At 67.2% G+C, this 26,142-nt stretch carries 8 protein-coding genes and 1 riboswitch; of the genes, 1 reads left to right on the forward strand and 7 read right to left on the reverse strand.

The window, feature by feature from the left end:
• Positions 1 to 41: 41 nt before the first annotated feature.
• From AAHS21_RS16605 to AAHS21_RS16625, 5 genes are all read right to left on the reverse strand, one after another.
• Positions 42 to 902: a DUF559 domain-containing protein gene (locus tag AAHS21_RS16605; RefSeq protein ID WP_342928694.1), complete on the reverse strand. Its 861-nt coding sequence runs from the start codon at positions 900 to 902 to the stop codon at positions 42 to 44.
• A 95-nt stretch (positions 903 to 997) separates the two neighbouring features.
• Entirely contained in the window at positions 998 to 4,135 is a 3,138-nt protein-coding gene (gene ileS, locus AAHS21_RS16610) for an isoleucine--tRNA ligase (protein ID WP_342928695.1), read from the reverse strand.
• A gap of 282 nt (positions 4,136 to 4,417) precedes the next feature.
• A complete protein-coding gene (locus tag AAHS21_RS16615; RefSeq protein WP_342928696.1) occupies positions 4,418 to 4,657 on the reverse strand; it encodes an Rv1535 family protein in 240 nt (79 codons plus the stop codon).
• Between the two features lie 277 nt (positions 4,658 to 4,934).
• A riboswitch (M-box (ykoK) riboswitch) is annotated at positions 4,935 to 5,104 on the reverse strand.
• A gap of 170 nt (positions 5,105 to 5,274) precedes the next feature.
• The gene (locus AAHS21_RS16620) at positions 5,275 to 6,399 is read right to left on the reverse strand and encodes a nitronate monooxygenase family protein (protein WP_342928697.1); all 1,125 of its coding nucleotides are present in this window, start codon (positions 6,397 to 6,399) and stop codon (positions 5,275 to 5,277) included.
• Between the two features lie 35 nt (positions 6,400 to 6,434).
• Positions 6,435 to 7,004, reverse strand: coding sequence for a carboxymuconolactone decarboxylase family protein (locus AAHS21_RS16625; protein ID WP_342928698.1), 570 nt, complete (start codon positions 7,002 to 7,004; stop codon positions 6,435 to 6,437).
• Positions 7,005 to 7,297: 293 nt separating this feature from the next.
• Between AAHS21_RS16625 and AAHS21_RS16630 the strand changes: the two genes are divergently transcribed.
• A complete protein-coding gene (locus AAHS21_RS16630; protein ID WP_342928699.1) occupies positions 7,298 to 8,209 on the forward strand; it encodes a glycosyltransferase family 2 protein in 912 nt (303 codons plus the stop codon).
• Here the strand turns inward: AAHS21_RS16630 and AAHS21_RS16635 are convergent.
• Together AAHS21_RS16635 and AAHS21_RS16640 are read right to left on the reverse strand one after the other, a co-directional pair.
• Positions 8,206 to 15,867, reverse strand: coding sequence for an amino acid adenylation domain-containing protein (locus AAHS21_RS16635; RefSeq protein WP_342928700.1), 7,662 nt, complete (start codon positions 15,865 to 15,867; stop codon positions 8,206 to 8,208). The two genes, AAHS21_RS16630 and AAHS21_RS16635, sit on opposite strands and share 4 nt — an antisense overlap.
• Entirely contained in the window at positions 15,867 to 26,135 is a 10,269-nt protein-coding gene (locus tag AAHS21_RS16640; RefSeq protein ID WP_342928701.1) for an amino acid adenylation domain-containing protein, read from the reverse strand. Before AAHS21_RS16640 ends, AAHS21_RS16635 begins: the two co-directional genes overlap by 1 nt.
• Positions 26,136 to 26,142: the final 7 nt, after the last annotated feature.

Here is a 26,142-nt window from a genome sequence, read left to right on the forward strand (position 1 = left end):
AGTCGGTCTCGAGAGATGTGTTCCCAGTTGCACTCTCGCGGTCACAAGGGGCAACCTGCGGCCAGCAACGCACTCCGGACTCGGTCCACGACGACGTCTGGCCGGTGACGTAGCAGGTCGCCACTCACCCGGACCAGGCGCCATCCCCGTCGTTCCAGTTCTGCAGTGCGGTCGATGTCGTTGGCGCGGATGCGCGGGTCCGTCCAGTGCTGGGCCCCGTCGTACTCCACGCCGACGAGCCATTCCTCCCAACCCATATCGATGCGGGCCAACACCGCACCCCAAATGTTTCGCACCACGATTTGGGTCTGCGGCGGGGGCAGGCCGCCCCGAATCAGCGTCAGCCTGGTCTTGGTTTCCTGAGGCGATTCTGCACCCGCGTCGATCAGAGGCAACACCCGCCGCAGTTGCTTGATGCCACGCGCGCCGCGGTGTTCGTCGATCAACGAATGCACGTCGGTGACAGCCAAGCCGGTCGCTCGCGCCAGCGAGTCGATCCGCATGACCGCGGCTTGAAGCCCGGGCCTTCGGCCGAGGTCGAACGCCGTGCGAGCGGGCGAGGTGACCGGCACGCCACTGATGCGCACGCTCTCACCGGCAAGCAATGTCTCGTTGCGCACCACGATCAGCGGTGGTGGCCGCTTGCGATCGGTGATCAGTTCGGCCGGCGATTGTGGGTCGACCCACTCCGCGCCGTGCAGTGCTGATGCTGAGATCCCCGCAACTACGGCTTTCTTTCCCGACCACAGCCACGCGGCGACAGCCCGGTCTCGCGCCGTCAGCGGGCCGGCGCGTCGCTGATACACGTCGCGGTAGACGCGGGTACAGGAGCGCCGTAAATCACGCTTCGTCCAGACGCCCGCGCGGACCGCCTCACTCCCGACAAACGGTGCCTCAATCACGACCGCAGCCTGCCATCGACCTCCGACAAGGCCGCGAGAGTGCAACTAAGGACGGTCCTTCTCGGGAAATCCGTTCCCCGTTGCACTTTCGCGGTTCACGCCCGAGCAATCGAGACCCGAACCCCGTCGCCGATCTCCACACCGGCGGCGGGATCGCCGAATTCGAAGCTGGTGGCCAGGATTTCACCCGCGATCAGGTCACGGTGAGCGCGCGCCCAGTCGGCCCGCTCGGCGGGCACCGCCATCACCACCCGGATGCGGTCGGAGACGTCCAGCCCGGTCGACTTGCGCAACTCCTGCAGCTCGCGGATCCGGTCCTTGGCCCAGCCTTCGGCCTCCAGCTCCGGGGTCACCGTGCCGTCCAGCACTACCAGACCCGCTCCCCCGGGCAGCGCCGCGGTGAACTCCGGGTCGGCGGCCACCAGCCGCGAGCTGTACTCCTCGGGCTGCAGCACCGCGGGGCCGGCGGTCAGGGTGCCGTCGAGGTTGACGACGCCCTCGCCGGCCTTGACCGCCTTGATCGCGGCCTGCACATCCTTGCCCAGCCGCGGCCCGGCCACCCGGGCGTTGACGGTGAGCTCGAAGCGTCCGTAGGTGTCGATCGCGTCGGTCAGTTCCACCTTCTTGACGTTGAGCTCGTCGGCGATCAGGTCGGTGAACGGCATCAGCTGTTGCGGATCCTCCACTGCCACAGTCAGTTTCGGCAACGGTAGCCGCACCCGCAACTTCTTGGCCTTGCGCAGCGACGACCCCGCCGAGCACACGTCGCGCACCTGATCCATCGCGGCCACCAGATCGGGGTCCTGCGGCAGCGTGCCGGCGGCGGGCCAGTCGGCGAGGTGCACCGAACGCGCGCCGGTCAGCCCCCGCCAGACGATCTCGGTAGTCAGCGGCAGCAGCGGAGCGGCCAGCCGTGCGGTTACTTCCAGCACGGTGTGCAGCGTGTCGATCGCGTCGCCGTCTTCCTCCCAGAACCGCGAACGTGACCGTCGCACATACCAATTCGTCAGCGCCTCGGTGAACTGGCGCAGTTGCTCGCAGGCCCCGGAGATGTCGCAGATTTCCAGCGAATCGGTGAGCTCGTCACGCAGCACGGCGAGCTTGGCCAGGATGTAACGGTCCAGCACGTGCGCCGAATCGGTACGCCAGGTACCGACTTTCGGCGCGTAGAGGGCCAGGAAGCTGTAGGCGTTCCACAGCGGCAGCAGCACCTGGCGCACGCCCTCGCGGATGCCCTGCTCGGTGACGATCAGATTGCCGCCGCGCAGGATCGGTGAGGCCATCAGGAACCAGCGCATCGCGTCGGAGCCGTCGCGGTCGAACACCTCGCTGACGTCCGGGTAGTTGCGCAGCGACTTGCTCATCTTCTGCCCGTCGGAGCCGAGCACGATCCCGTGTGCCACACAGGTTTTGAAGGCAGGCCGGTCGAACAGCGCGGTGGCCAGCACGTGCAGGGTGTAGAACCAGCCCCGGGTCTGCCCGATGTACTCCACGATGAAGTCACCGGGGTAGTGGGTGTCGAACCAGTCCGCGTTCTCGAACGGGAAGTGCACTTGGGCGTACGGCATCGATCCCGAGTCGAACCACACGTCGAGCACGTCGGGGATGCGCCGCATCGTGCTGTTACCGGTGGGGTCGTCGGGGTTGGGCCGGGTGAGCTCGTCGATGTAGGGCCGGTGCAAATTGGTGGGCCGCACCCCGAAGTCGCGCTCCAATTCGTCGAGGCTGCCGTAGACGTCGATGCGCGGGTAGGCCGGGTCGTCGGATTTCCACACCGGAATCGGGCTGCCCCAGTATCGGTTTCGCGAGATCGACCAGTCGCGCGCGCCCTGCAGCCACTTGCCGAATTGGCCGTCCTTGACGTGCTCGGGGTACCAGGTGATTTGCTGGTTGAGTTCCACCATGCGATCCCGGAATTCGGTGACCGCGATGAACCACGACGAAACCGCCCGGTAGATCAGCGGATTACGGCATCGCCAGCAGTGCGGGTAGGGATGCTCATAGGTTTCGTGACGGATCAGCACCGGCTGGTTCACCGCCACCGGACCGCTCTGGTTCTTCAGGTCGCGGATGATGTGCGGGTTGGCGTCAAAGACGTGCTGCCCCTGGTAATCCGGGACCGTGACGTCGAACCGGCCCTTGGAGTCGACCGGGGTGACCGGCACGATGCCCACCTTGTCGGTGGTCGCCATGTCGTCCTCACCGTAGGCCGGTGCCATGTGCACGATGCCGGTGCCGTCGTCGGTGGTGACGAAGTCGCCGGGCAGCACTTGAAATGCTTCTTCGCGCCCCGGTTCCCCGGCCATGAAATACGGGAACGGCGGCAGGTAGCGGGTCCCCAGCAGGTCGGCGCCCGAATAGGTGCCGAGTATCTCGGGCTCTTCGCCCAACTCGCGGGCGTAGGCCGCGACCCGCGCCTCGGCTAGGACAAACCGCCGGTCCCCGACCTTGACCTGGACGTAGGTCACCTCCGGGTTGACGGCAACGGCCAGGTTGGACGGCAGCGTCCACGGCGTGGTCGTCCACACCAGCAGGTAGGCGCCGTCCAGCTCGCCCCCGGTCACCGGGAAACCCACCGTCACGGCCGGGTCCTGGCGACTCTGATAGACGTCGTCGTCCATCCGCAACTCGTGGTTGGACAACGGTGTTTCGTCTCGCCAGCAGTACGGCAGCACCCGGTAGCCCTCGTAGGCCAGACCCTTGTCCCACAGCTGTTTGAACGCCCAGATCACCGACTCCATGTAGGGCAGGTCGAGCGTCTTGTAGTCATTGTCGAAGTCGACCCAGCGGGCCTGCCGGGTGACGTAGGCCTGCCATTCGCCGGTGTAGCGCAACACCGATTCCCGGCAGGCCTCGTTGAACGCGGCGATGCCCATGTCGTCGATTTGCGACTTGTCGGTGATGCCCAGCTGGCGCTCGACTTCGAGTTCGGCGGGCAGCCCGTGGGTGTCCCAGCCGAAGCGGCGGTCCACTTTGTAGCCACGCATGGTGCGGTAGCGCGGGACGATGTCTTTCACGTATCCGGTCAGCAAGTGCCCATAGTGCGGCAGGCCGTTGGCGAACGGCGGCCCGTCGTAGAACACGTACTCCTCGGCGCCCTCGCGGTTTGCGATGCTGGCCCGGAAAGTGTCGTCGCGGGTCCAGTAATCCAGGACCTCGAGTTCCAGCGCCGGGAAGTCGGGGGCTCCCCCGGCCAGCTTGGGATAAGCCCTGGCGTCAGCGTTTTCGGTCACGGTGCGCGTCGTCTCCTGCGTGCCTACGGTCAGGCCGGGGACGAGGTCGCGCAACCTGCGCGAGCACCGCGGTACCACCCCGCTTGCCGTGCTGGCGCACGGCCGCTCGATTCAGGCTGTGACGGGCCTACCCGTTCGGGTCTACTGAGCCGTGCGGGCTGTTCTTCCGAAAGCTCCCCGGTGATAGCCGGATCGACGCGGACCCACTCTACCGCGAGACTGCAACTGCCTACTCAAATGCCAAGTAAAGCGGTACGCAGCTACAGTCTCGCGGTAGGGATCTCAGGCCGTGACCTCGATGAACCCGACGCGCCACAGCACCGCGTAGAGGTGGCGGACGGGGACGCTCAGCAGGCGGGCGGCGCCGGCCACCAGCGGGTCGCCGGCGCCGAAGTATCCGGCGTCGGCCGGACGGGCAGCCTTCGTGGGCACGGGAGCCTGCGTGGGCGTGGTGTCGCGCACGACGCGCAGGTTGCGGACGGGCGCCACGGCAACTACTTCGTCGAAGAGTACTGCGGTCATGATCGTCTCCTAACGGAATTGCAAACGGGTTCTGACTGGACTGATGTGTCCCGACCCGTCAGGGTTCCGATCCGAGAACGCTTGAGCGCTAAGTCGATTCGCTAGCTCGAGGCGTCGGGCCGGAGGTCGGATTGGGACGGAGCTTGTCCTGGATATCCATCCGGACTGCCACTGGAACTCATACGTCCCTCACCTCCTCTACAACCACGACGCGTGCGGTTACCCGCGCCTATTTGCGCGCACCAGAAGGAGTTCAGAATCCGGCGACCGCCAGAAATCCGCACCCCTCTCGTCAGAGCTTTGGCACCACACGACGTGTCCGGAACTCCGGAAGCCACTTGGACTCAACCCTTAAGCCGGGAGGAGCTGTCCTGACCCGGGGCGTCTTTCGACGTTCGGGGTCAGTGGCCTGTGTTCGTGTAGCCGCCTCACCTAACGAGGTGCTGCCGTAAATACTCCACGAGGTATCCGGCCAGGTCAATGTGATCTGAGCCGTGTCGCGCAACTTTATGGGATTATTACGCCGCTTCACAGCTTTCGATCAGCTTCGACATCCCTGACCTGGTCAAATACCTCGCTGTGGCATGATTCACACCCAGCTGAACGCGCCGCGACAGTCAGTTCTCAGCTAAGTCTTCCAGCCGTCCGATGGTGTCGGCGAACTCCTCGATCATGTCGAGCACAACCGCACGGGTGGGGCGGACCCGGTCGAGCGAACCGACCACCTGGCCGACGAAATAGGTTGCCAGCTCACGTGCCTTCGCACCGGGATGGGCGGCAGCTTGGTTGATGCGCAGCTGCGGTTCAGTGACGAGGTTGGTCTGCAGCGGCATGCCGAGCGGAGCCGGGGTATCGGGCCGCTCCCACTCGTCGGTCCAAGCCGTTCGCAGCATCCGCGCCGGCTTACCCGTCAGCGACCGCGACCGCACCGTGTCCGAGGAACTGGCGGCCAGGAACTTCTCCTTGACCACCGGGTCGGTCTCGGCTTCCTCGGTGGTCAGCCAGACTGAGCCGCACCACACGCCCTCGGCGCCCAGGGCCAGGGCCGCCGCGATCTGGCGCCCGCGGGCGATCCCGCCCGCCGCCAGGACCGGGACCGGCGCGACCGCGTCGACGACTTCGGGAACCAGGACCATGGTTGCCACCTGGCCGGTGTGGCCGCCGGCTTCGGTGCCCTGCGCGACGATCAGGTCGACGCCGGCCGCGGCATGCCGGCGCGCGTGTGCGGTGGTGCCGGCCAGCGCGGCCACCAGCACGTCGCGGCTGTGCGCGCGTTCGACGAGGTCGGCCGGGGGCGGCCCGAGCGCACTGGCGATCAACCGAATGTCATGCGCGAAGGCCACTTCCAGTAATGGCTCGTAACCCTTGGGCGAGACGTTTAGACCCCCGACGGATGCCCGCGGCGGTTCGGCCGGGGCCGTGATGCCGTACCGGGCGAGCAAGTCTTCGACGAACGCACGATGCTCCTCGGGGAGCAACTGCCCGACTTGCTTCGCGTCGATGCCGCCCGTTTCCGCGCCAACGTATTTGGGCGGCAACAACAGGTCGACCCCGTAGGGCTTGCCGCCGGTCTGCTCCTCGATCCAGGCCAGTTCGTTCTGCAGCCGTTTCGGGCTGTGCGCGACGGCGCCCAGGACTCCGAATCCGCCCGCGTTGGTGACCGCGGCGACGACGTCGCGGCAGTGGCTGAAGGCGCATATCGGAAACTCCACACCGAGCATCTCGGCGACTCTGGTCCGCATCCCTCGACGCTATGAGTTATCACCTGGCATGGCAATCAACTCGCCGGAGCGCGCCCGTCCGGCGGCCAGCCCACCACGCCATCCTCCAATGGGACCTCGAGGCTCTGCAGAATCGACGAGATCATCCGCCATGCGCTGATCGCGGTGACGAGCTCGACGAGAGTCGTTTTGTCGCCTCGCAATTCGCGCTCGCAGGCCGCCCAGCTGTCGGCGCTGACCGCGCCGTCGCGCACCACGTCGTCGGTGGCCGCCAGCACCGCGCGCTCACGGGGCCCGAAACGATCGTGCTGTTGCCAATCGCGCACAGCCAGCAGGTCCTCACTCGTGACACCCAATCGCGTCGCGACGCGCCAGTGCTGTGTCCATTCGTATTCGCACGCGGTGAGCCAACCGATCCGCATGATCACCAGCTCCCGCAACCGCGCGTCGAGCGAACCGTGCCACAGCATTGTCGCGAGCAGATCGTTGACCGCGCGCGCCAGCTGCGGATGGTTCAGCAACACCTGGAAGATGCTGAGCTCCGCCATGTAATCGGGTACCGCCGCCTCGTCGGCGGCGGCCTTGGCCTCGCCGAGCGGCAGTCCGGGCACGCGGGCTGTCGTCATCGGACACTCCGATCAACTGGCGGAATGTCTGTAATCGTAGTCAGCGGGTATCGGCGCGATTTCATGGCGCGGCGAGCAACCAGGACCGGGTGCAGATAGACACGTGTTGAACAACCGGCGGTCACCGGTGAACGTTCTACCAAGATGCGGCTATTCACCCCGTTACGCAGGCCCGATCACCACTACGGTTTACCGGAAAGGGCGCACTGAATTGCTCGCCCTCGCAGCTGAATTCGGGGCCGGCTGTCTATGGCGCTGGCTGACCCCACATGTCCCCAGATTGGGTGTAAGCCATGCCGCAACAGCCCTCGGTCACGATCGTCATTCCCGCCTACAACGAAGAACGGTTCATCGGCAATTGCCTGGAATCGTGCATCAACCAGACCTCCGCAGCGGACGAGATAATCGTCGTCGACAACAAGTCGACCGACGAGACCGCGTCGATTGTGCGCGAATACCAGGCGGCCGCACCGCACCTGGACATAAAGCTTCTCGACCAGACCGTCTACCAAGGCGCCGCCCCGACCCGCGACTGTGGATTAGACCATGCCCGGTGTGACGTGTTGGGCCGTATTGACGCCGATACCGTCATTCCGCCGGATTGGGTCGAGAAGGTTCGCGGTTACTTCCAGGATCCCGACATCGACGCCGCGAGCGGTCCGATCGCCATTTACGACCTGCCGTTGCGGGCCTTTCTGTTCTGGGTGGATTCAACGCTTCGCTACCACCTGCACAAGCACGTCAAGAACGAACGGTTTCTGCTCGGCTGCAACATGGCAATTCGCGCAACCGCATGGAAGGGCGTGCGTCTTCAGACGCAGCCGGACCCCGAAATGCTCCTGCACGAAGATATCGACTTGGCGCTGACGCTGTTCAAGAACAATTTCAAGATTTCCTACGAGCCGTCCATGGTCGCCGCCATCTCGGGCCGGCGGGTGGAAGAGTCACCGCGTGATTTCTACCGATATGCGACGCGGTACACGCGGACGACCAAACTGCACGGCATCAAGAGCCCCACGGCACACACGACGATCGCCACTTTGCTGGCGCTGTATTACCCGTTCCGCACGATGCGGTTCTTCTATGACGCCGAGCGACAACAATTCACGTTGGTAAGGCTGCGGGACCGCATCCGGAAAGTGGGCCTGTCCGCCACGATGCGCACGCGGGTAAGCGTTCGGCGCGGACCGGCCCCGGCCGCCTAAAGCAGTCCCACCAGTTGCAGGTCCGTCACGTACTTGATGATGACCCCTGGTGTGATATGCGGGATGTCGTTGTCCGCACCGATTTTCGCTTCCTGCACGGCGGCGCGGAATCGGTCTGTCGGCGCGAACGAACCGCGGGTAGGCTCGAGCGGCTGGATCTGCTCGGGGTTGTGCAGCATCAACTGCAGCATCTGCAGCACGGAATGCTGGCGCTGCCGGTCCGGCAGAGCCCGCAGGCCGATCTCGAATTGCCGCACCCACTCCGCGAAGTCGTCGATGCGCTGGATCGGATAGCCGGCCTCGATCAGCCAGTCGACACAGGTGTCGACTCCGATGCCGTCGTCGTGCGGGTTCATCACGTGATAGGTCTCGAACCCGTCGACCACTTGGGCCCCGAGGGTGGCAATCGACTCGGCGACGAACTCGACCGGCAGCGCGTCGTAGTGCGCCCGCTGCCGGTTGCCGTTCTCGTCGCGCTTGTAGAACGAACCGGGCGCGACGCCGGTGGCCACCAGGCTCAGGATCATCCGGGTGACGACGTCGGTCATGTTGAACTGGCCCGCGTAGCTGACGTCGGACAGGATCATGCCGCTGCGGAACACCGAAACCGGAAGCCCGAACTGCTCATTGGCCTCCCGTAGCAGCACCTCGCCGGCCCACTTGCTGTTGCCGTAGCCGTTGGCGAAGCTGCCGTCGAGGACGCGGGTCGGACTGATCACCCGGATGTCGGCATCCTCGGTGAACAACGCCGGCTCGACCTGGCGGCCGAGGTCGGAGGTCGACACGTAGGTGTACGGCTTCATCCGCGAGGTCAGCGCGAACTTGATCAGTTCGCCGGTGCCAACGACGTTGGGCCCGAACAGCTCTCGGTAGGGCAGCACTTGGTTGACCACGGCGGCCGAGTCGACGATCAGATCGACGGTGTCGGCCAGTCGCTGATAGGTCTGCTCGTCGAGACCCAGGTTGGCTTCGCCCTTGTCGCCGGCGACGACCTCGAGGTGGTCGGCGGCCAGCTGGTGGAAGTGGTCCACCAACCGCGGGTCGCCGCTGTCGAATGCCTTCTCCAGACGACGCCATGCCTCCTGGTCGGAGCCGGCGCGCACCAGGCAGATCAGCTTGCCGTCAACACGTTTCAGTTGCTTGAGCCACTCCAGGGCCAGGTAGCGCCCCAGGAAGCCGGTCGCCCCGGTCAACAGCACCGTGCGCGCTTCGGCGCTCGGACCGGGCAGCGTCGGAGCGCCGAGCAGCGTCGTCTCGTCGATGAACTTGTCCAAGGTGAGGTCGCTGGCACGCAGCCCCTCGGGGTCGCGGCCGTGCACGGCAACGTAACTCGGGCCGTTGGAGTCGGTCTCGTCGGCGTCGGGGTCGCTGTCCAGACGCACGCTCATGGCGCGAACCGACGGCGCCTCGAACAGCGTGCGCACCGACAGGTTGGAATCGAACGCCGTGTTGATCGCGGCGACCACCCGCATCGCCGACAGCGAATCGCCACCCAGGTCGAAGAAGGAGTTCTCGACGCCGACCCGCTCGATGCCGAGCACCTGGCCGTAGATCCCGGCCACGATCTCCTCGGTGGGTGTCGCGGGCGGGGTGTAGCGCACCGCACTCTGGTATTCGGGTGCGGGCAGGGAGCGTTTGTCGAGCTTGCCGTTGACGGTGCGGGGCAAGGTGTCGAGCACGACGATCGCCGTCGGAACCATGTAGGCCGGCAGCCGCTCGCCCAGCAGGGCGCGCATCTGCGCGGTATCGACATCGCCGGTGACGGTGACGTACCCGACCAGCCGCTTGTCACCCGGACGGTCCTCGCGAGCGATCACCGCCGCGGCCTGCACCCCGTCCAGGGCGGCCAGCGCCGCCTGCACCTCACCGAGCTCGATGCGGTAACCGCGGATCTTGACCTGCTCGTCGGCACGGCCCAGGTACTGCAACTGTCCGTCGGCCCCCCAGCGCACCAAATCGCCGGTGCGATACATACGTTGTCCGGGCCCACCGAACGGGCACGCCACGAACCGTGACGCGGTCAGGCCGGCCCTGCGCAGATAGCCGACGGCCACACCCCGGCCGGCGATGTACAACTCGCCGACCACGCCCTCGGGGGCGGGGCGCAGCCACTTGTCCAGCACGAACAACGCCGCACCCGGCACCGGCACGCCGATCGGCGCACCCTCGCCGGCCTTCATCGGCGCACTGATCGCGGCATAGATGGTCGCTTCGGTCGGACCGTAGGCGTTGATCATTACCCGCCCCGGCGCCCACTTGTCGACTATTTCGTTCGGGGATGCCTCCCCCGCCATCACCAATGTCGCGGACTCCAGCCCCTCGCCCGGCATCATCGCCAGCGCCGAAGGAGTTTGGCCCACCACGGTCACCTGCTCGGCGACCAGCAGGTCGCGCAGCTCGTGCGCCGACGCCGCTGCCGAATCGGGCACCACGACCAAACGCGAACCATGGAGTAAGGCGTTGAAGATCTCCCACACCGAGACATCGAAGCTGTAGGAGTGCCACTGCGACCACACCTGGCCAGGGCCGGTCGGTGCGCCGGGGTCGGGCGCTTCCAGCAACGACGTCGCGTTGTGGTGGGTAATCGCCACGCCCTTGGGCACCCCGGTCGTCCCCGAGGTGTAGATCGTGTACGCCAGGTCCTCCGGCGTCGCCACCGGGAAGGTGATGTCCGAGGGGATCGACAGGTCTGGGTCGTGGACGTCGATGACCGGCAGATCGGCCCCGTCGAACCGGGACCGCATGGTCTCGTCGGTCATCGCGGCGACCGGCGTGGCATCGCCGAGCATGAATTCCAGCCGCGCGTCGGGCATCGCCGGGTCGATCGGCAGGTAGGCCGCGCCGGACTTGAGAACCGCCACCATCGCGATGATCGCCTCGGCCGACCGGTTGAACAGCAACGCCACACATTCGCCCGGGCGCGCACCCTTGCTGACCAGCACACGCGCGAACCGCTCGGCCGCCTCGTCGAGCTCGCGGTAGGTCCACGACCGCTGGCCGTCCACCAGCGCCACCCCATCCGGGGTCTGGGCCACCTGCGCGGCGAACATCGCCGGGATCGTCGTGCCCTCCGCCGGCTGGGTCAGCACGGCGCGGTTGCCCCACTCGTCCAGGCGGGCATGCTCACCGGCATCCAGCACATCCATCGACGACAACCGCTGGCTCGGGTCGGCGGTCATCGCCACCAGCACCCGCTGGAATCGCTCCACCAGCGTTTCGATGCTCGCCGGGTCGAACACGTCCGTGTCGTACTCGACGCGGATGCCCAGTTCGTGGCCCGGCAGGGCCATCACGGAAAGCGGGTAGTGGTTGTATTCGCGGTTCGTGACGTCGGTGATGGCCAGCTCGTGCACACCCACCGGCACGTTCGTATCGATCGGGTAGTTCTCGTACAGGAACAGCGTGTCGAACAACTGGTCGTGGCCGGTGGCGCGGTGAATGTCGGACAGCCCCAGATGCTCGTGCTCGAGCCGGTTGTTGTGCGCGGTCTGCAGCTGGTCGAGCAGCTCGGCGACCGTGGTGGCCACGGTGGTATTCGCCCGCACCGCAACGGTGTTGATCAGCAGGCCGACAATCGATTCCGAACCCAGCACCTCGGGTGGCCGGCCCGAGACCGCGGTGCCGAACGCGACATCGCGCTGGCCGGTCAGCCACATCAGCAACTGGGCCCAGCCGGCCTGCAGCACCGTGTTGACGGTGGTGTGGCAGGACCGGGCCAGCGTGCTCAGCTCGCGGGTGGTCTCGGCGGACACCCGGTACGAGTCGACGCGGCGCCGCCCGAGCCCTATCCGCGTTGCGGGACCGACGAGGGTCGGGTTGTCGAAGCCTTCGAACATCTGGCGCCATGCCGCCTGTGCCGCCGGGCGGTCCTGTTCGGCGAGCCAGGTGAGAATGCTGCGGTACGACGCGGGCGCGGGCAGGCGCTCGCCGTAGTAGCTGGCGAAGATTTCGCGCAGCAGGATCGGCAGCGACCACCCGTCCATCACGATGTGGTGGTTGGTGAGCACGAACCGATGCTTGTTCTCGGTGGTCCGGATCAGCGCCGCGCGGAAGGCGGGCCGGCCGAGCAGGTCGCTGACCGCATCGCGCTCGTCGGCGCAAAGCTGCTCGATTTGCTCGTTGTGGCCGGCTTCGTCGCTGTCGAGCTGGATGTAGCGCCAGGCCATGACGGGCTCGGCGGGGATGACCTGCACCGGCTCGTCGAATTGGGCGCAGAACCGGGCCGCCAGGTTGGGGTGCCGGTTGACCACCGTCTGCACCGCTTCGCGCAGCCGCTGCGGGTCAATGGCACCGGCGATCGTGATACCGAGCTGCACCGCGTAGACGTCGTCGCCGTTGTCGCCGCCCTGGGCAACGCTGGCGTGGAACAGCAGACCCTGCTGCACCGGGGTCAGCGGCAAGACGTCGGCGAGGTGATACTGCTGCTCGAGTTGGTCGAGCTGCTGCTGGGTCAGCCGTGTCGGCGCGAGGTCGGACGGCGTCAACCCGCCACCGCCGTTGCGCACGTGGGCACAAATGCCGGTCAGGGCCTCGAACCACAGCGTGCTCAGCCGGCTGATCTGCTCGCCGTCCAGCGCGGAGGGCGCCCAGGTCCAGTTGGCGTGCAGGTGCGGGCCCGCTTCGGTGTCCATCGTGCCGGCGTTGAGGTCGACGGTGTGCATCAGCGGCAGCGGCACCGCGGTGGCCGCGCCGGCGACCGACAAGCCTTCTTCGGAGATCCGCCACAGATCACCGGCAAGCTCCGCGGCCGTGCCGGCGCCCAGCCGGCCGAGGTAGTTGAACCCGATTGCCGGGTCGCTGCCGTGCAGATCCACGTCGTTGTTCGTGTAGCGCAGCAGTCCGTAGGTCAGCGGATCGGGCAGGCCGCGCAGCTGCTCTTTGGCGTCCTTGATCACCGGCCCCAACGCCGCGTCACCCGCGACCACCTGCGACCAGTCCAGTCCGGCGACGGCCAGCGACACCGGGTACTTGGTGGTGAACCAGCCGACCGTGCGCGACAAGTCGACATTGGGAGCCAATTCCTCGTGGCGACCGTGACCCTCGACACCGATGCCGACCGGCGAGCCGGTGCCCAGGAACTCCGCCCAGGCCAGCCCGAACGCGATCAACAGAATGTCTTGCACCCCAGCGTGAAACGCCGCCGGGACCTCCCCCAACAGCTGCCGGGTCGTCTCGACGTCGAGCTCGGCCGACATGTGCTCGGCGCTGACGTAGGTGTCCACCTCGGGTCGCACGGCCGGCAATGCGGCGGGCACCGATGCCACTCGCCGCCACGCCTCGGCCTGCTCGGTTACCGCGGGGCGCTGCGCGTACTCCTCGAGCAGCGAAGACCAGCGGGCGAAGGACGTCCCGCCCGGGGGCAACTCGATCGGTTGTCCGCTGTGGTGCTGAGCCCAGGCAATGTTCAAGTCTTCCAACAAGATTCGCCACGACACGCCGTCGACGGCCAGGTGATGAATGATCAGCACCAACTGCGATGCGGAGCTCACCCACAGCGCGCTGAGCATCACACCGGCGGCGGGGTTCAGTCGCGACCGCGCCGCAACGAGCGCTTCGTCGGACAGCACCTCTACCGACTGCAGCAGACCGGCGGCATCCACGGTCCCCGCTTCGGGTACCTGTAGCGACCACTCCCCCGCGTCGTCGTCCTCGACCCGCAGCCGCAAGGTGGCATGCCGATCGATCAACGCCTGCAGCACGGGTGCCACGTCGGCCTCGGCCACTCCGGCCGGAGCCTGTACGACCATGGTCTGGTTGAACTGCTCGACGGGTCCCACCACGCCTTGCAGCCAACGGATGATCGGGGTGGCGACCACGTCGCCGATCCCCTCGTCGACGACACCGTCGGCTCCATCGGTCATCGTGGCGACTCGGGCGAGGCGTGCCACGGTCTGCTCGACGAAAATGTCACGCGGACGGCACATTACGCCGGCCGCGCGAGCGCGCGCCGACACCTGCATCGACAGGATGCTGTCGCCGCCGAGGTCGAAGAAGGAGTCGTCGACGCCGACCTTGTCGACGCCCAGCACCTGGGCGTAGATGCCGGCCAGGATCTCCTCGACCGCGTCGGACGGCGCGCGATACTCGCCGCCGCCGGCGTATTCGGGCGCCGGCAGGGCGCGCTTGTCGAGCTTGCCGCTGACATTCAGCGGCAGCGTGTCGAGCACGACGATCGCCGACGGGACCATGTACGCCGGCAACCGTTCGGCCAGCGCGGAGCGCATCTGCGCGGGGTCCACGTCCGCGGTGACGGTGACGTAGCCGACCAGTCGCTTGTCGCCGGGGCGATCCTCGCGGGCGATCACCGCCGCGGCCTGCACCCCGTCCAGGCCGGCCAAAGCCGCCTGCACCTCACCCAATTCGATGCGGTAGCCGCGGATCTTGACCTGCTCGTCGGCCCGCCCCAGGTATTGCAACTGTCCGTCGGGGCCCCAGCGCACCAGGTCCCCGGTGCGGTACATCCGGTCGCCCGGCTCACCGAACGGGCATGCCACAAAGCGGGAGGCCGTCAACGGGGCCCGACGCAGATAGCCGCAGGCCACCCCGCGGCCGGCGATGTACAACTCGCCGGTCACGCCCTCCAGCGCGGGGCGCAGGAACTTGTCCAACACGAAGAGCGCCGCACCCGGCACCGGCACACCGATCGGCGCCGGCGCACCCGGCGTCAACGGCGAACTCATCGCCGCATAGATCGTGCCCTCGGTCGGGCCGTAGGCGTTGATCAGCACCCGGCCCGGCGCCCACCGATCCACCACCTCGGACGGCAGCGCCTCGCCGGCCACAAATACCGTCGCGGACTCCAAACCCTCCGACGACAACATCGCTGCGGCAGAAGGGGTTTGGCAGAGGACGTTGACCTTTTCGGCGAGCAGCAGCGCATGCAGATCGTCCGGCGAACTGGCCACCGTTTCGGGGACGATCACCAGTCGCCCGCCGTGCAGCAGGGCGCCGAAAATCTCCCACACCGAGACGTCGAAGCTGTACGAATGCCATTGCGACCAAATCTGTCCCGGGCCGGCCGGCACCGCCGAGTGCAGCTTCTCCAGTAACGATGTCGCGTTCTGGTGGGTGATCGCCACGCCCTTGGGCACCCCGGTCGTGCCCGAGGTGTAGATCATGTAGGCCAGGTCATCCGGCGCCGGCGCAGACAACTCGGTGCCGGAATCCTCTCCCGGCTCGTCGAAGTCGACGACGAACAGTTCGGTCCCGGCTAACCGCGACCGGTGGGCCGCGGTGGTGATCGCCGCGACCGGCGTGGCATCGCCGAGCATGAACTCCACCCGCGCATCGGGCAGCGCGGGGTCGATCGGCAGGTAGGCCGCTCCGGCTTTGTGCACCGCCAGCATCGACACGATCGCCTCGGCTGAGCGCGAAAACAGCAGTGCCACAGCCTGACCCGGGCCCGCTCCGTGAGCGGCCAGCACCCGCGCCAACCGCTCCGCGGTCTCGTCGACCTCGCGATAGGTCCACGACCGCTCCCCGCATACCAGCGCGACGGCCTCCGGGGCGTTGGCGACCTGCGCGGCGAACAGCTCCGCCATCGTCACGGCCTGCACCGGGCGGGTCAACACCGCACGGTTGCCCCACTCGTCTAACCGCGCGGTTTCACTCTCGTCCGCAAGGTCAATCGATAACAGCCGCCGTTTTCCATCGGCCATTACTCATCCCCTGCATCGTCGGTCATGGCCACCAGCACCCGCCGTAACCGCTCGACCAACGTTTCGATACTGGCCTTGTCGAAGACATCGGTGTCATATTCGACTCGAAGGCCCAGTTCGTGGCCCGGCACGGCTTGCACTGACAGCGGGTAGTGGTTGTACTCGCGGTTCGTGAACTTGGTGATCGTCAGATCCTGAACCCCCGACAACGCCGCGGTGTCGATCGGGTAGTTCTCGTAGACCAACATAGTGTCGAACAGCTGGTCGTGCCCGGTGATTCGGTGAATTTCGTTCAACCCCAGATACTGGTGCTCAAGTGTGTCGGTGTAAGAGCTTTGCAGTTGGTCGAGCAGGTCGCCGATGGTTTCGGCCGAGTTGATGTTGGCGCGGACCGGCACCGTGTTGATCATCAGGCCGACGATGGATTCCGCGCCGGGCAGGTCGGTCGGCCGTCCCGAGACCGCGGTCCCGAACGCGACATCCGGCTGGCCGGTCATCCGCATCAGCAGCTGGGCCCACGCCGCCTGCAGCACGGTGCTGACGGTGGTACGGCAGGAACGGGCCAGCTCGCTCAACGCAGCGGTGGTCTCGGCGGACACCTGGAACTCTTCGACACCTCGCTGTCCAAGCCCCATCCGTTGCGGCGGGCCGACCAGGGTCGGGGTGTCGAAGCCGTCGAACACCTCGCGCCACGCCGCTCGGGCGGTGCTGCGATCCTGATTGGCCAGCCAGGTGACGAACTTGCGGTACGACACCGCCGCAGGAAGCCGGGCACCGTAGTAGCCGGCGAAAATCTCTTGCAGCAGAAGCGGTTTCGACCAACCATCCAGCACGATGTGGTGGTTGGTCAGGACGAACCGGTACTGGTTTTGCGCGGTGCGCAGCAGCGCCGCCCGGAAGGCAGGCTTACCGACGAGGTCGCAGACGGCGGCGCGTTCGGCCGCGGATACCTGCTCAATCTGCCCGTCGACATCGGCGTCGTCCAATTCGAGGTACTGCCAAGTCAATTCGGGCTGAGCCGGCAGAATTTGCAGTGGCTCGTCGAAGTCACCGCTGAAGCGGGCGACCAGGTGCGGGTGCCGGGTGACGACCGTGTGCACCGCATCGCGCAGCCGGTCCGGGTCGACGGCACCGGTGATGCTGATGTCGAGCTGCACCGCGTACAGGTCGTCGCCGCTGACGCCGAGGTCCTCGGCGGTGCTGGCGTGGAAGAACAGGCCCTGCTGCAGTGGGGTCAGCGGCAACACGTCGGCGATCTGCTCGGTCTGTTGCAGTTCGTCGATCTGCTGCTGGCTCATCCGCGCCGGCGCGAGGTCGGACGGCGTCAAGCCACCGCCGCCGCCGCGGACGTGCTCGCAGATGCCCGACAGTGCGTCAAACCACAACTGGCTCAATCGGTTGATCTGAGCCTCGTCGAGCGCTGAGGTCGCCCACGTCCAGTTGGCCTGCAGTTGTGGGCCACCCTCGGTGTCCATGGTGCCCGCGTTGAGCTCGACGGTGTGGGCCAGCGGCATAGCGACGGCCGTCGCCGCCGCCGCGGCCGGCAGGTCGTCCTGGGAGAGTTGCCACAGGTCACCGGAAAGATCCGTCGCGCCCGCGCCTAACCGGCCGAGGTAGTTGAAGCCGATCACCGGGTCGGATTTGTCCAGCTCGACGTCCGGGTTCAGGTACCGCAGCAGACCGTAGGTCAGCGGGTCGGGCAGACCGCGCAGCTGCTCCTTGACGTCCTTGATCACCGGGCCCAACGCGGTGTCACCGGCGACCACTTTCGTCCAGCCCAGCTCACCCACCGCCAACGACACCGGGTACTTGGTGGTGAACCAGCCGACCGTGCGGGACAGGTCAACGTCGGCGGCCAATTCCTCATGGCGCCCATGCCCCTCGACGTCGACACCGATCGGCGAGGCGCTGCCCAGGAACTCGGCCCAGGCCAACCCGAACGCGATCAACAGAATGTCTTGCACCCCAGCGTGAAACGCCGCCGGCACTTCGCCCAGCAGCATGCGGGTGGTCTCGACGTCCAACCCGACCGACAGTTGTCCGGCGGTGGCAAACGTGTCGGTGGGCTGCGCCGCCGGCAGCGCGGCGGGCACGGCGGCGACCTGCCGCCACGCCTCGGCCTGGGCGAGGACCTCGGGCGCGCGGGCGTGCTGGTCCAGCAGCGACGACCAGCGGGCGAACGACGTGCCCGGCACCGGGAGCGCCACCTCTTGCCCGCTGTGATGCTGCGCCCAGCCGATGTTCAAGTCTTCCAACAGGATTCGCCACGACACGCCATCGACCGCGAGGTGGTGAACGATCAGCACCAATTGCGACGTGGAGTTGACCCACAGCGCACTTAGCATCACACCGGCGGCCGGGCTCAGCCGCGACCGCGCCTCGACGAGCGCCTCGTCGGACAACACGTCGACCGACCGGAGCAGCGCGCCGGCATCCACCGAACCCACCTCGGGCACCCACAATGACCAACCACCGGCACCGTCGTCGTCGACGCGCAGTCGCAGCATCGCGTGGCGATCCACCAGCGCCTGCAGCACCACCAGCGCGTCGGATTCGGTCACGCCGTCGGGCGCCTGGACCACCATCGTCTGGTTGAACTGCTCGACCGGGCCGTCGATGCCCTGCAACCAGCGGATGATCGGGGTGGCGATGACCTCGCCCAGACCCTCGTCGACCGCGCCATCGCCCTCGGCGCCCATCTTGGCCACCCGGGCCAGCCGCGCCACGGTCTGCTCGACGAAAACGTCACGGGGACGGCACATCACACCGGCCGCCCGGGCTCGGGCCACCACCTGCATCGACAGAATGCTGTCGCCGCCCAGGTCGAAGAAGGAGTCGTCGACACCGACCCGATCCACGCCCAGCACCTGGGCGTAGACCCCGGCCAGGATCTCCTCGATCACGTCGGTCGGCGCGCGATAGCTGTCGACGTCGGAGTACTCCGGCGCGGGCAACGCGCGGGTGTCGAGTTTTCCGTTGACCGTCAGCGGCAGCGCGTCCAGCACCACTACCGCGACCGGCACCATGTACGACGGGAGCCGCTCGGCCAGCTGGCTGCGGATCTCGGTCGGGTCAGCCGTTCCGGTCACGTAACCGACCAGGCGCTTGTCACCGGGACGGTCCTCGCGGGCGATCACCGCGGCCTGTGAGACCCCGTCCAGACCGGCCAGTGCGGCCTGGATCTCGCCGAGTTCGATGCGGTAGCCGCGGATCTTGACCTGCTTGTCGGCACGGCCCATGTACCGCAGCTGTCCGTCGGTACCCCAGGACACCAGGTCGCCGGTGCGATACATCCGCGATCCGGGTCCGCCGAACGGGCAGGCGACGAACCGCGTCGTGGTCAGGTCCGGGCGTCCGACGTACCCGCTCGCCACGCCGGCGCCGGCCACGTACAGCTCGCCGACCACGCCGGGGGCGACCGGCCGCAGCCAGCCGTCCAGCACGAAGAAGGCGAGATGCGCCAACGGCACCCCGATGGGGCTGTTGTTGCTGTCGATGTCGGCATCGACGATCTCCCGGAACGAGGCGTGCACGGTCGTCTCGGTGATGCCGTACATGTTGATCATGCGCGGCAGCCCCGGGTGGTTGTGCAACCACGTCTGAAGACGTTGCGGCTCAAGCGCTTCACCACCGAAGACCACGGTCTGAAGTTTCAGCTGCTGTCCCAGCTCGGGTTGCAGCGCGTCGGCCGCCTGCAGCGCGTAGAACGCCGACGGCGTTTGGCTCAACACACTGACTTGTTCGCTGACCAGCAGGGCGTGCAGGTCTTCCGGTGAGCGGACCACGGCGTCGGGCACCACGACCACCCGGCCGCCGTGCAGTAGCGCGCCCCAGATCTCCCAGACCGAATAGTCGAAGGCCAGCGAATGGCATTGCGTCCAAACCTGTCCCAGCTCCATCTCGGCGTCCAGAGACTCCAGCAGCTGGGTCACGTTGCGGTGGGTGACAGCCACGCCCTTGGGCTTACCGGTGGTGCCCGAGGTGTAGATGATGTATGCGACGTGGTCGGCCGCGGGTGTCGGCAATGCGGTGTTGGGCGCCGCGCTGATGGCCGGGTCGTCGACATCGATGACCAGCAGGTCGGCGCCTTCCAGCCGAGGGCGCAGGTCCGCGGTGGTCAGAGCGGCGATCGGCGCGGAGTCCGACAGCATGAACTCCATCCGCGCCGTCGGGTGCGCGGGATCCATCGGCAGATAAGCCGCGCCCGTCTTCAGCACCGCCAACAGCGACACGATCGCCTCGGCGGATCGGTTGAGCAGCACCGCAACTCGCTCGCCCGGGCCGGCTCCGCGGTCGGATAGCCAGTGCGCCAACCGGTTTGAGGCCTCGTCGAGCTCCCGGTAGGTCCACGACCCGTCCCCGCTGTTGACGGCGACGGCCTCCGGAGCGCGCGCGACCTGCGCGGCGAACAGTTCCGGAATCGACACCGGCGCGCTCGCGGGCAGCGTCAGCACCTCGCGGTTGCCCCATTCCTCGAGCCGCGAGTGCTCGTCGGCGTCGAGCAGATCGATCGACGACAGCCGCCGGGTGGGGTCGGTGGTCATCGTGACCAGCACCCGCCGCAACCGCTCGATCAGCGAATCAATGGTGGGGACGTCGAAGACGTGGCTGTCGAACTCGACGCGCAGGCTCAGTTCGTGGCCCGGCGTCACCACCACAGACAGCGGGTAGTGGTTGAATTCGCGGCTGCTGAAATCGGTGATGGCCAGCTCTTGGACGCCGAACAGCGCGCCCGCGTCGATCGGGTAGTTCTCGTAGAGGAAAAGCGTGTCGAAGAGCTGGTCGTGACCGGTCACGCGGTGAATGTCCCGCAGCGCCAGGTGGTCGTACTCCAGAGTGTCGTTGTGGAACCGCTGCAGTTGGGCCATCAGGTCGGCGATCGTGGTCGTCGCGGTGGCGCTGGCCCGCACCGGCACGGTGTTGATCAACAGACCCACCAGCGCGTCGGCACCGGGCAACTCGGTGGGCCGGCCGGAGACCGCGGTGCCGAATGCGACATCGTGCTGCCCGGTCAGCCACATCAGTACCTGCGCCCACGCCGCCTGCAGCACGTTGCTGACGGTGGTGTGGTTCGAGCGCGCCAGCTCGGTCAGGGCCTGAGTGACGTCGGCGGGCACCCGATACGACTCCACGCCACGCTCGGCGGCCTGCCCCGGCGGGCTCACCAGCGTCGGAGTGTCAAAGCCGGCCAGGACTTGGCCCCACGCCGCCTGCGCCGCGTCGCGATCCTGCTCGGCCAGCCAGGTGACAAAGCTGCGGTACGACGGCGGCGCGGGCAGCCGTTGCCCGTAGTACAGGGTGAAGATCTCCTGCAGCAGGATCGGCAGCGACCAGCCGTCGATCACGATGTGATGGATGGTCAGCACGAACCGGTGCCGGTTGTCCGCGGTACGGATCAAGGCCACCCGGAAGGCCGGCTGGTCGGCGATGTCGCACACCGCGGCGCGCTCGTCGGCGCACAGCTGCTGGACCCGCTGATCGACCTCGGCCTCGCCGCCGGCCATTTCGACGTACTGCCACGCCATGACGGGCTCGGCCGGAATGATCTGGATCGGCTCGTCGAACTGTTGGCTGAACTGCGCCGCCAGGTTGGGGTGGCGATTGACCACCGTCTGGACCGCCTCGTGCAGCCGCTTGTGGTCGAGCGGGCCGGTCACGGTGATGCCCAGCTGCACCGCATACAAGTCGTCGCCGGAGCCCTCCGCGAGCGCCGAGTGGAACAACAGCCCCTGTTGCACCGGGGTCAGCGGCAGCACGTCGGCAATCCGGAGCTGGCGGGACAGGTCGTCGATTTGTTGCTGGGTCAGCCGCGCGGGGGCCACGTCGGACGGCGTCAGTCCGCCCCCGCCGCGGCGGACGAGCGCGCAAATACCGGCCAGGGCCTCGAACCACAGCTGGCTGAGCCGGTTGATCTGGGTGTCGTCGAGCGCCGACGGCGCCCAGGTCCAGTTGGCGTGCAGGTGCGGACCGGCGTCGCTGTCGACGGTTCCGGCGTTGAGTTCGACGGTGTGCGCCAACGGCATCGGGATCGACGCCGCCGCGCCGGCCAGGGCGAGGCTTTCCTGGCTGACCCGCCACAGGTCCTCGGAGAGCTCGGCCGCCGAGGCGCCCATCCGGCCGAGGTAGTTGAAGCCGATCGCCGGGTCGGCTCCGGCCAGGTCGACGTCGGGGTTCAGGTACCGCAGCAGGCCATAGGTCAGCCCATCGGGCAGGGCGCGCAGCTGTTCCTTGACCTCTTTGATGACCGCGCCAAGGGCGGGGTCGCCGTCAACCACCCGCGCCCAGTCCAGGCCATCCACGCTCAGCGCCACGGGGTACTTAGTGGTGAACCACCCGACCGTGCGCGACAGGTCCACGTAGGGATTCAGCTCTTCCTGGCGACCGTGACCCTCAACGTCGATGGCGAGCGGCTGGCCCGCAGAACCCAGGAATTCCGCCCAGGCCAAGCCGAACGCGATCAACAGAATGTCTTGCACCCCAGCGTGAAACGCGGCCGGGACCTCACCCAGGATCTGCCGGGTCGTGTCGACGTCCAGGTCTACCGACAACCGTCCGGCGTTGGCGTGCGTGTCCACCGCCGGCTGTACGGCCGGCAGTACGGCCGGGGTCGCCGCCACCTGGCGCCAAGCCTCCGCCTGCGCTACGACGGCCGCGTCGCGGGCGTGCTCTTCGAGCAGCGCGGACCACCGGGCAAACGAAGTCCCCGGCGCGGGCAGCTCTACCTCTTGCCCGCTGTGGTGCTGAGCCCAAGCGATGTTCAAGTCTTCCAACAGGATTCGCCACGAGACACCGTCGACGGCCAAGTGGTGAATGATCAACGCCAATTGCGACGTCGAGGTCACCCACAGCGCGCTGAGCATCGCCCCGGTGGCCGGGTTCAGCCGCGACCGGGCCTCGACGAGCGCCTCATCGGTCAACACGTCGACCGAACGCAGCAGACCGGCGCCTTCCAGCGATTCCACTTCGGGCACCCACAGCGACCAGCCGCCGGTGCCGTCGTCGTCGGCCCGCATCCGCAGGGTGGCATGCCGATCAACCAGGGCCTGCAGTACCACCGCCACGTCGGCCTCGGTCACTCCGGCCGGGGCTTGCACCACCATCGCCTGGTTGAACTGCTCGACCGGGCCGTCGACGTCTTGCAGCCAGCGGATGATCGGGGTGGACACCACCTCGCCCAGACCCTCGTCGGCCACTCCGATCTCGCCGGTGGCCACGCTGGCCACCTGGGCCAGCCGGGCCACGGACTGCTCGACGAAAACGTCGCGCGGACGCAGCAGCACACCGGCCGCCCGGGCCCGCGACACGACCTGCATCGACAGGATGCTGTCGCCGCCCAGGTCGAAGAACGAGTCGTCGATGCCGACCCGCTCCAGTCCCAGGATTTCGGCGTAGATCCCGGCCAGGACCTCTTCGACGGCAGTGGTCGGGGCGCGGTAAGCGCCGCCGACGTTGTGGTATTCGGGCGCCGGCAGGGCGCGGGTGTCCAGCTTGCCGTTGGGCGTCAGCGGCAGCGTCTGTAGCACCACCACCGCGGCGGGCACCATGTATGCCGGCAACCGCTCGGCCAGCCTGGCCCGGGCCGCGGCGGGGTCGACCGTGCCGGTGACATAACCGACCAGGCGCTTGTCCCCGGGGCGGTCCTCGCGGGCGATGACCGCGGCCTGCTTGACCTCGTCCAGCGCGGCCAGCGCGGCCTGGACCTCACCCAATTCGATGCGATACCCGCGGATCTTGACCTGCTCGTCGGCGCGGCCTAAATAAAGAAGTTGTCCGTCGTCACCCCACGAGACCAGGTCTCCGGTGCGGTACATCCGATCCCCCGGCTGCCCGAACGGGCACGCGACGAATCGCGACGAGGTCAGACCGGCCCGGCGGATATAGCCGCACGCCACACCGGCGCCGGCCACGTACAACTCACCGACCACGCCGGGCGGCACCGGCTTCAGCCACCGGTCCAGCACGAACAACGCCGCACCCGGGACCGGCGAACCGATCGGCACCACACCGGATCCGGGCACCAGCGGCGCGCTGATCGCCACACACACCGTGGTCTCGGTGGGGCCATAGCCGTTGATCATGACCCGGCCGGGCGCCCACTGATCCATCACCTCGGGCGGGCAGGCCTCGCCGGCGACCACCAACGCGGCGGTCTCCAAACCCTCGGGCGAGAGCATCCCGACTGCCGACGGAGTCTGGGTGAGCACGCTGACGTGTTCGCCAACGAGTAAGGCGTGGAAGTCATCTGGCGAGCGAGTCACCGACTCCGGCACGACCACCAGGCGCCGGCCCCCCAGCAGGGCCGCCCAAATCTCCCAGACGGAGAAGTCAAAGGCCAGCGAGTGGCATTGCGACCAAACACCGGTCCGCGGCAGACCCGCATCGAAGCAGGCGAATAGTTGCGTGACGTTGTGATGAGTAACGGCAACGCCTTTGGGAGTCCCCGTGGTGCCGGACGTGTAGATCACGTGGGCAAGGTTGTCCGGGTCCGGCATCGGCAGTGCGGTGCTGGGCTGGGCCGCGATGCGGGGATCGGCGACGTCGATGACCACCAGATCCTGTCCGTCCAGCCGCGATCGCAGGTCCGCGGTGGTCACCGCGACCGTCGGCGCGGCGTCGGAAAGCATGAACTCCGTGCGTGCTGCCGGGAGGGCCGGATCGATCGGCAGGTATGCCGCGCCGGTCTTCAATACGGCCAGGATCGCGATGATCGCGTCGGCGGAACGAGAGAACTGAAGTGCCACGACGTGGCCCGGGCCGACGCCCTCGCTGACCAGTAGGTGCGCCAACCGGTTGGCGGCCTCATCGAGTTCCCGATAGGTGGTGGAGCGTCCTTCGAAGGTGACCGCCACCGCCTCGGGGGTGCTCTCCACATGCTTGGCGAACGTCGCCGGAATCGACACCTTGGCCGGCGCGAGCTCGGTCAGGACGGCCCGGTTGCCGAATTCGTCGAGGCGGGCCGTGTCATCGGCATCGAGCGCCTGGATCGACGACAGCGTCGCGGTGGGGTCCTCGACCATCGCCAGCAGCACCTGCTGCAACTTCGCCGCGAGATCGGCGACGTCGAAATTCGCGAACGGTTGGCCGGGACCGGCCGTGCTCAGGAAAAGCTGATCGCCGGCGCCGAGGAAGAAGAACCCGAAGTGGCCGACGGGGCCGTGGTTCGTGTACCCCGCGTGCGCCGGTGCGCCGGCAAGATTCAGCGTGAGGCGGGACGGGATGAAGTTCACGCCCACCCGGTTTGCGCCCTGCCGGGCGCCGCCTTCGCCCTCGAGGGCGTGTACCGGGTAGCGCTGATGCGCCAACAGCTCCCGGATACGCGTGTCGACGTGAGCGACAAAGTCGCCGACGGTCGTTTCCGGTGATGTCGTCAATACCAATGGGACGACGCCGGCAAGCATCGCGGGCAATTTCTTCGACTCTTCGGTCACCCGGCGGCTGACCGGGAAGTCCAGCGTCACCTCGTTGGCGTTACCGGACCATCCGCGCACCAACAGCGCGCACGCGGCGGTAATGGCCGAATACCGGCGGACCCGCAACTGTTTGGTCAACTGCTGCATTCGACCCACTACCGCCGGGTCCAACTGGACCGATGCGGAGGTCAGATAGGGGTCGCGCTCCTCGGTGACCTGCGGTAGCCGGTAATGGAATCCGCTTTCGGTCGGCAGGTGTTGCTGCCAATAGGCCTCGTCGTCCTGATAGTCGGCGGAGGCCTCGTAACCGGACTCGCAATCGATGAGGTCCTGCAGGGAACCGAAGTACGCGTCAGGCACCGGATCGCCGGCGACAAGTGCGGTGTAGACGGTGGCGACGCGGCGGCTGACCAGCGCCATGCCCATGCCGTCTACGGCGATGTGGTGACAGCAGGCGAACAAATAGAATTCGTCATCTTGGGTCTGGAATAAGGTAAAGATGAAAAGCGGACCCGAGAATGGCATGGGCGTGCGCTGAATTGACGACGCCATTTCCCGGACTTTTCGCACGGGATCATCCGCGCCGCGGAAATCATAGAAGCCCAGCTCGGTATCGGGATAATCGACAGCCTTCTGCAAAACAACGTGGCCGTCGGCCTCGAAGAACGCCACGCGGCCCGACTCGGACTCGGCAACCACTTGCCGGATGGCCTGCTGCAGCAAATCGTGATGGACGGCGCCTTCGATCAACACCAAAAGGCCGAGCTGCCACTCGGTACCCGCGAAACCCGTTTCCTGCGAGAGCCAAATATCGAGCTGCCCACGCGTCAACGGGTGCGCCCGCTCACCACGTTCCATGTGAGTC

It is taken from the genome of Mycobacterium sp. 050272 (assembly GCF_039023525.1).
Classification (GTDB): domain Bacteria; phylum Actinomycetota; class Actinomycetes; order Mycobacteriales; family Mycobacteriaceae; genus Mycobacterium.

Coding starts and splice junctions, on each gene's coding strand:
- AAHS21_RS16615 (WP_342928696.1), bottom strand. CDS start 4,657: ATGACCGCAGTACTCTTCGACGAAGTAGTTGCCGTGGCGCCCGTCCGC.
- AAHS21_RS16620 (WP_342928697.1), bottom strand. CDS start 6,399: ATGCGGACCAGAGTCGCCGAGATGCTCGGTGTGGAGTTTCCGATATGC.
- AAHS21_RS16625 (WP_342928698.1), bottom strand. CDS start 7,004: ATGACGACAGCCCGCGTGCCCGGACTGCCGCTCGGCGAGGCCAAGGCC.
- AAHS21_RS16630 (WP_342928699.1), top strand. CDS start 7,298: ATGCCGCAACAGCCCTCGGTCACGATCGTCATTCCCGCCTACAACGAA.
- AAHS21_RS16635 (WP_342928700.1), bottom strand. CDS start 15,867: ATGGCCGATGGAAAACGGCGGCTGTTATCGATTGACCTTGCGGACGAG.
- AAHS21_RS16640 (WP_342928701.1), bottom strand. CDS start 26,135: ATGGAACGTGGTGAGCGGGCGCACCCGTTGACGCGTGGGCAGCTCGAT.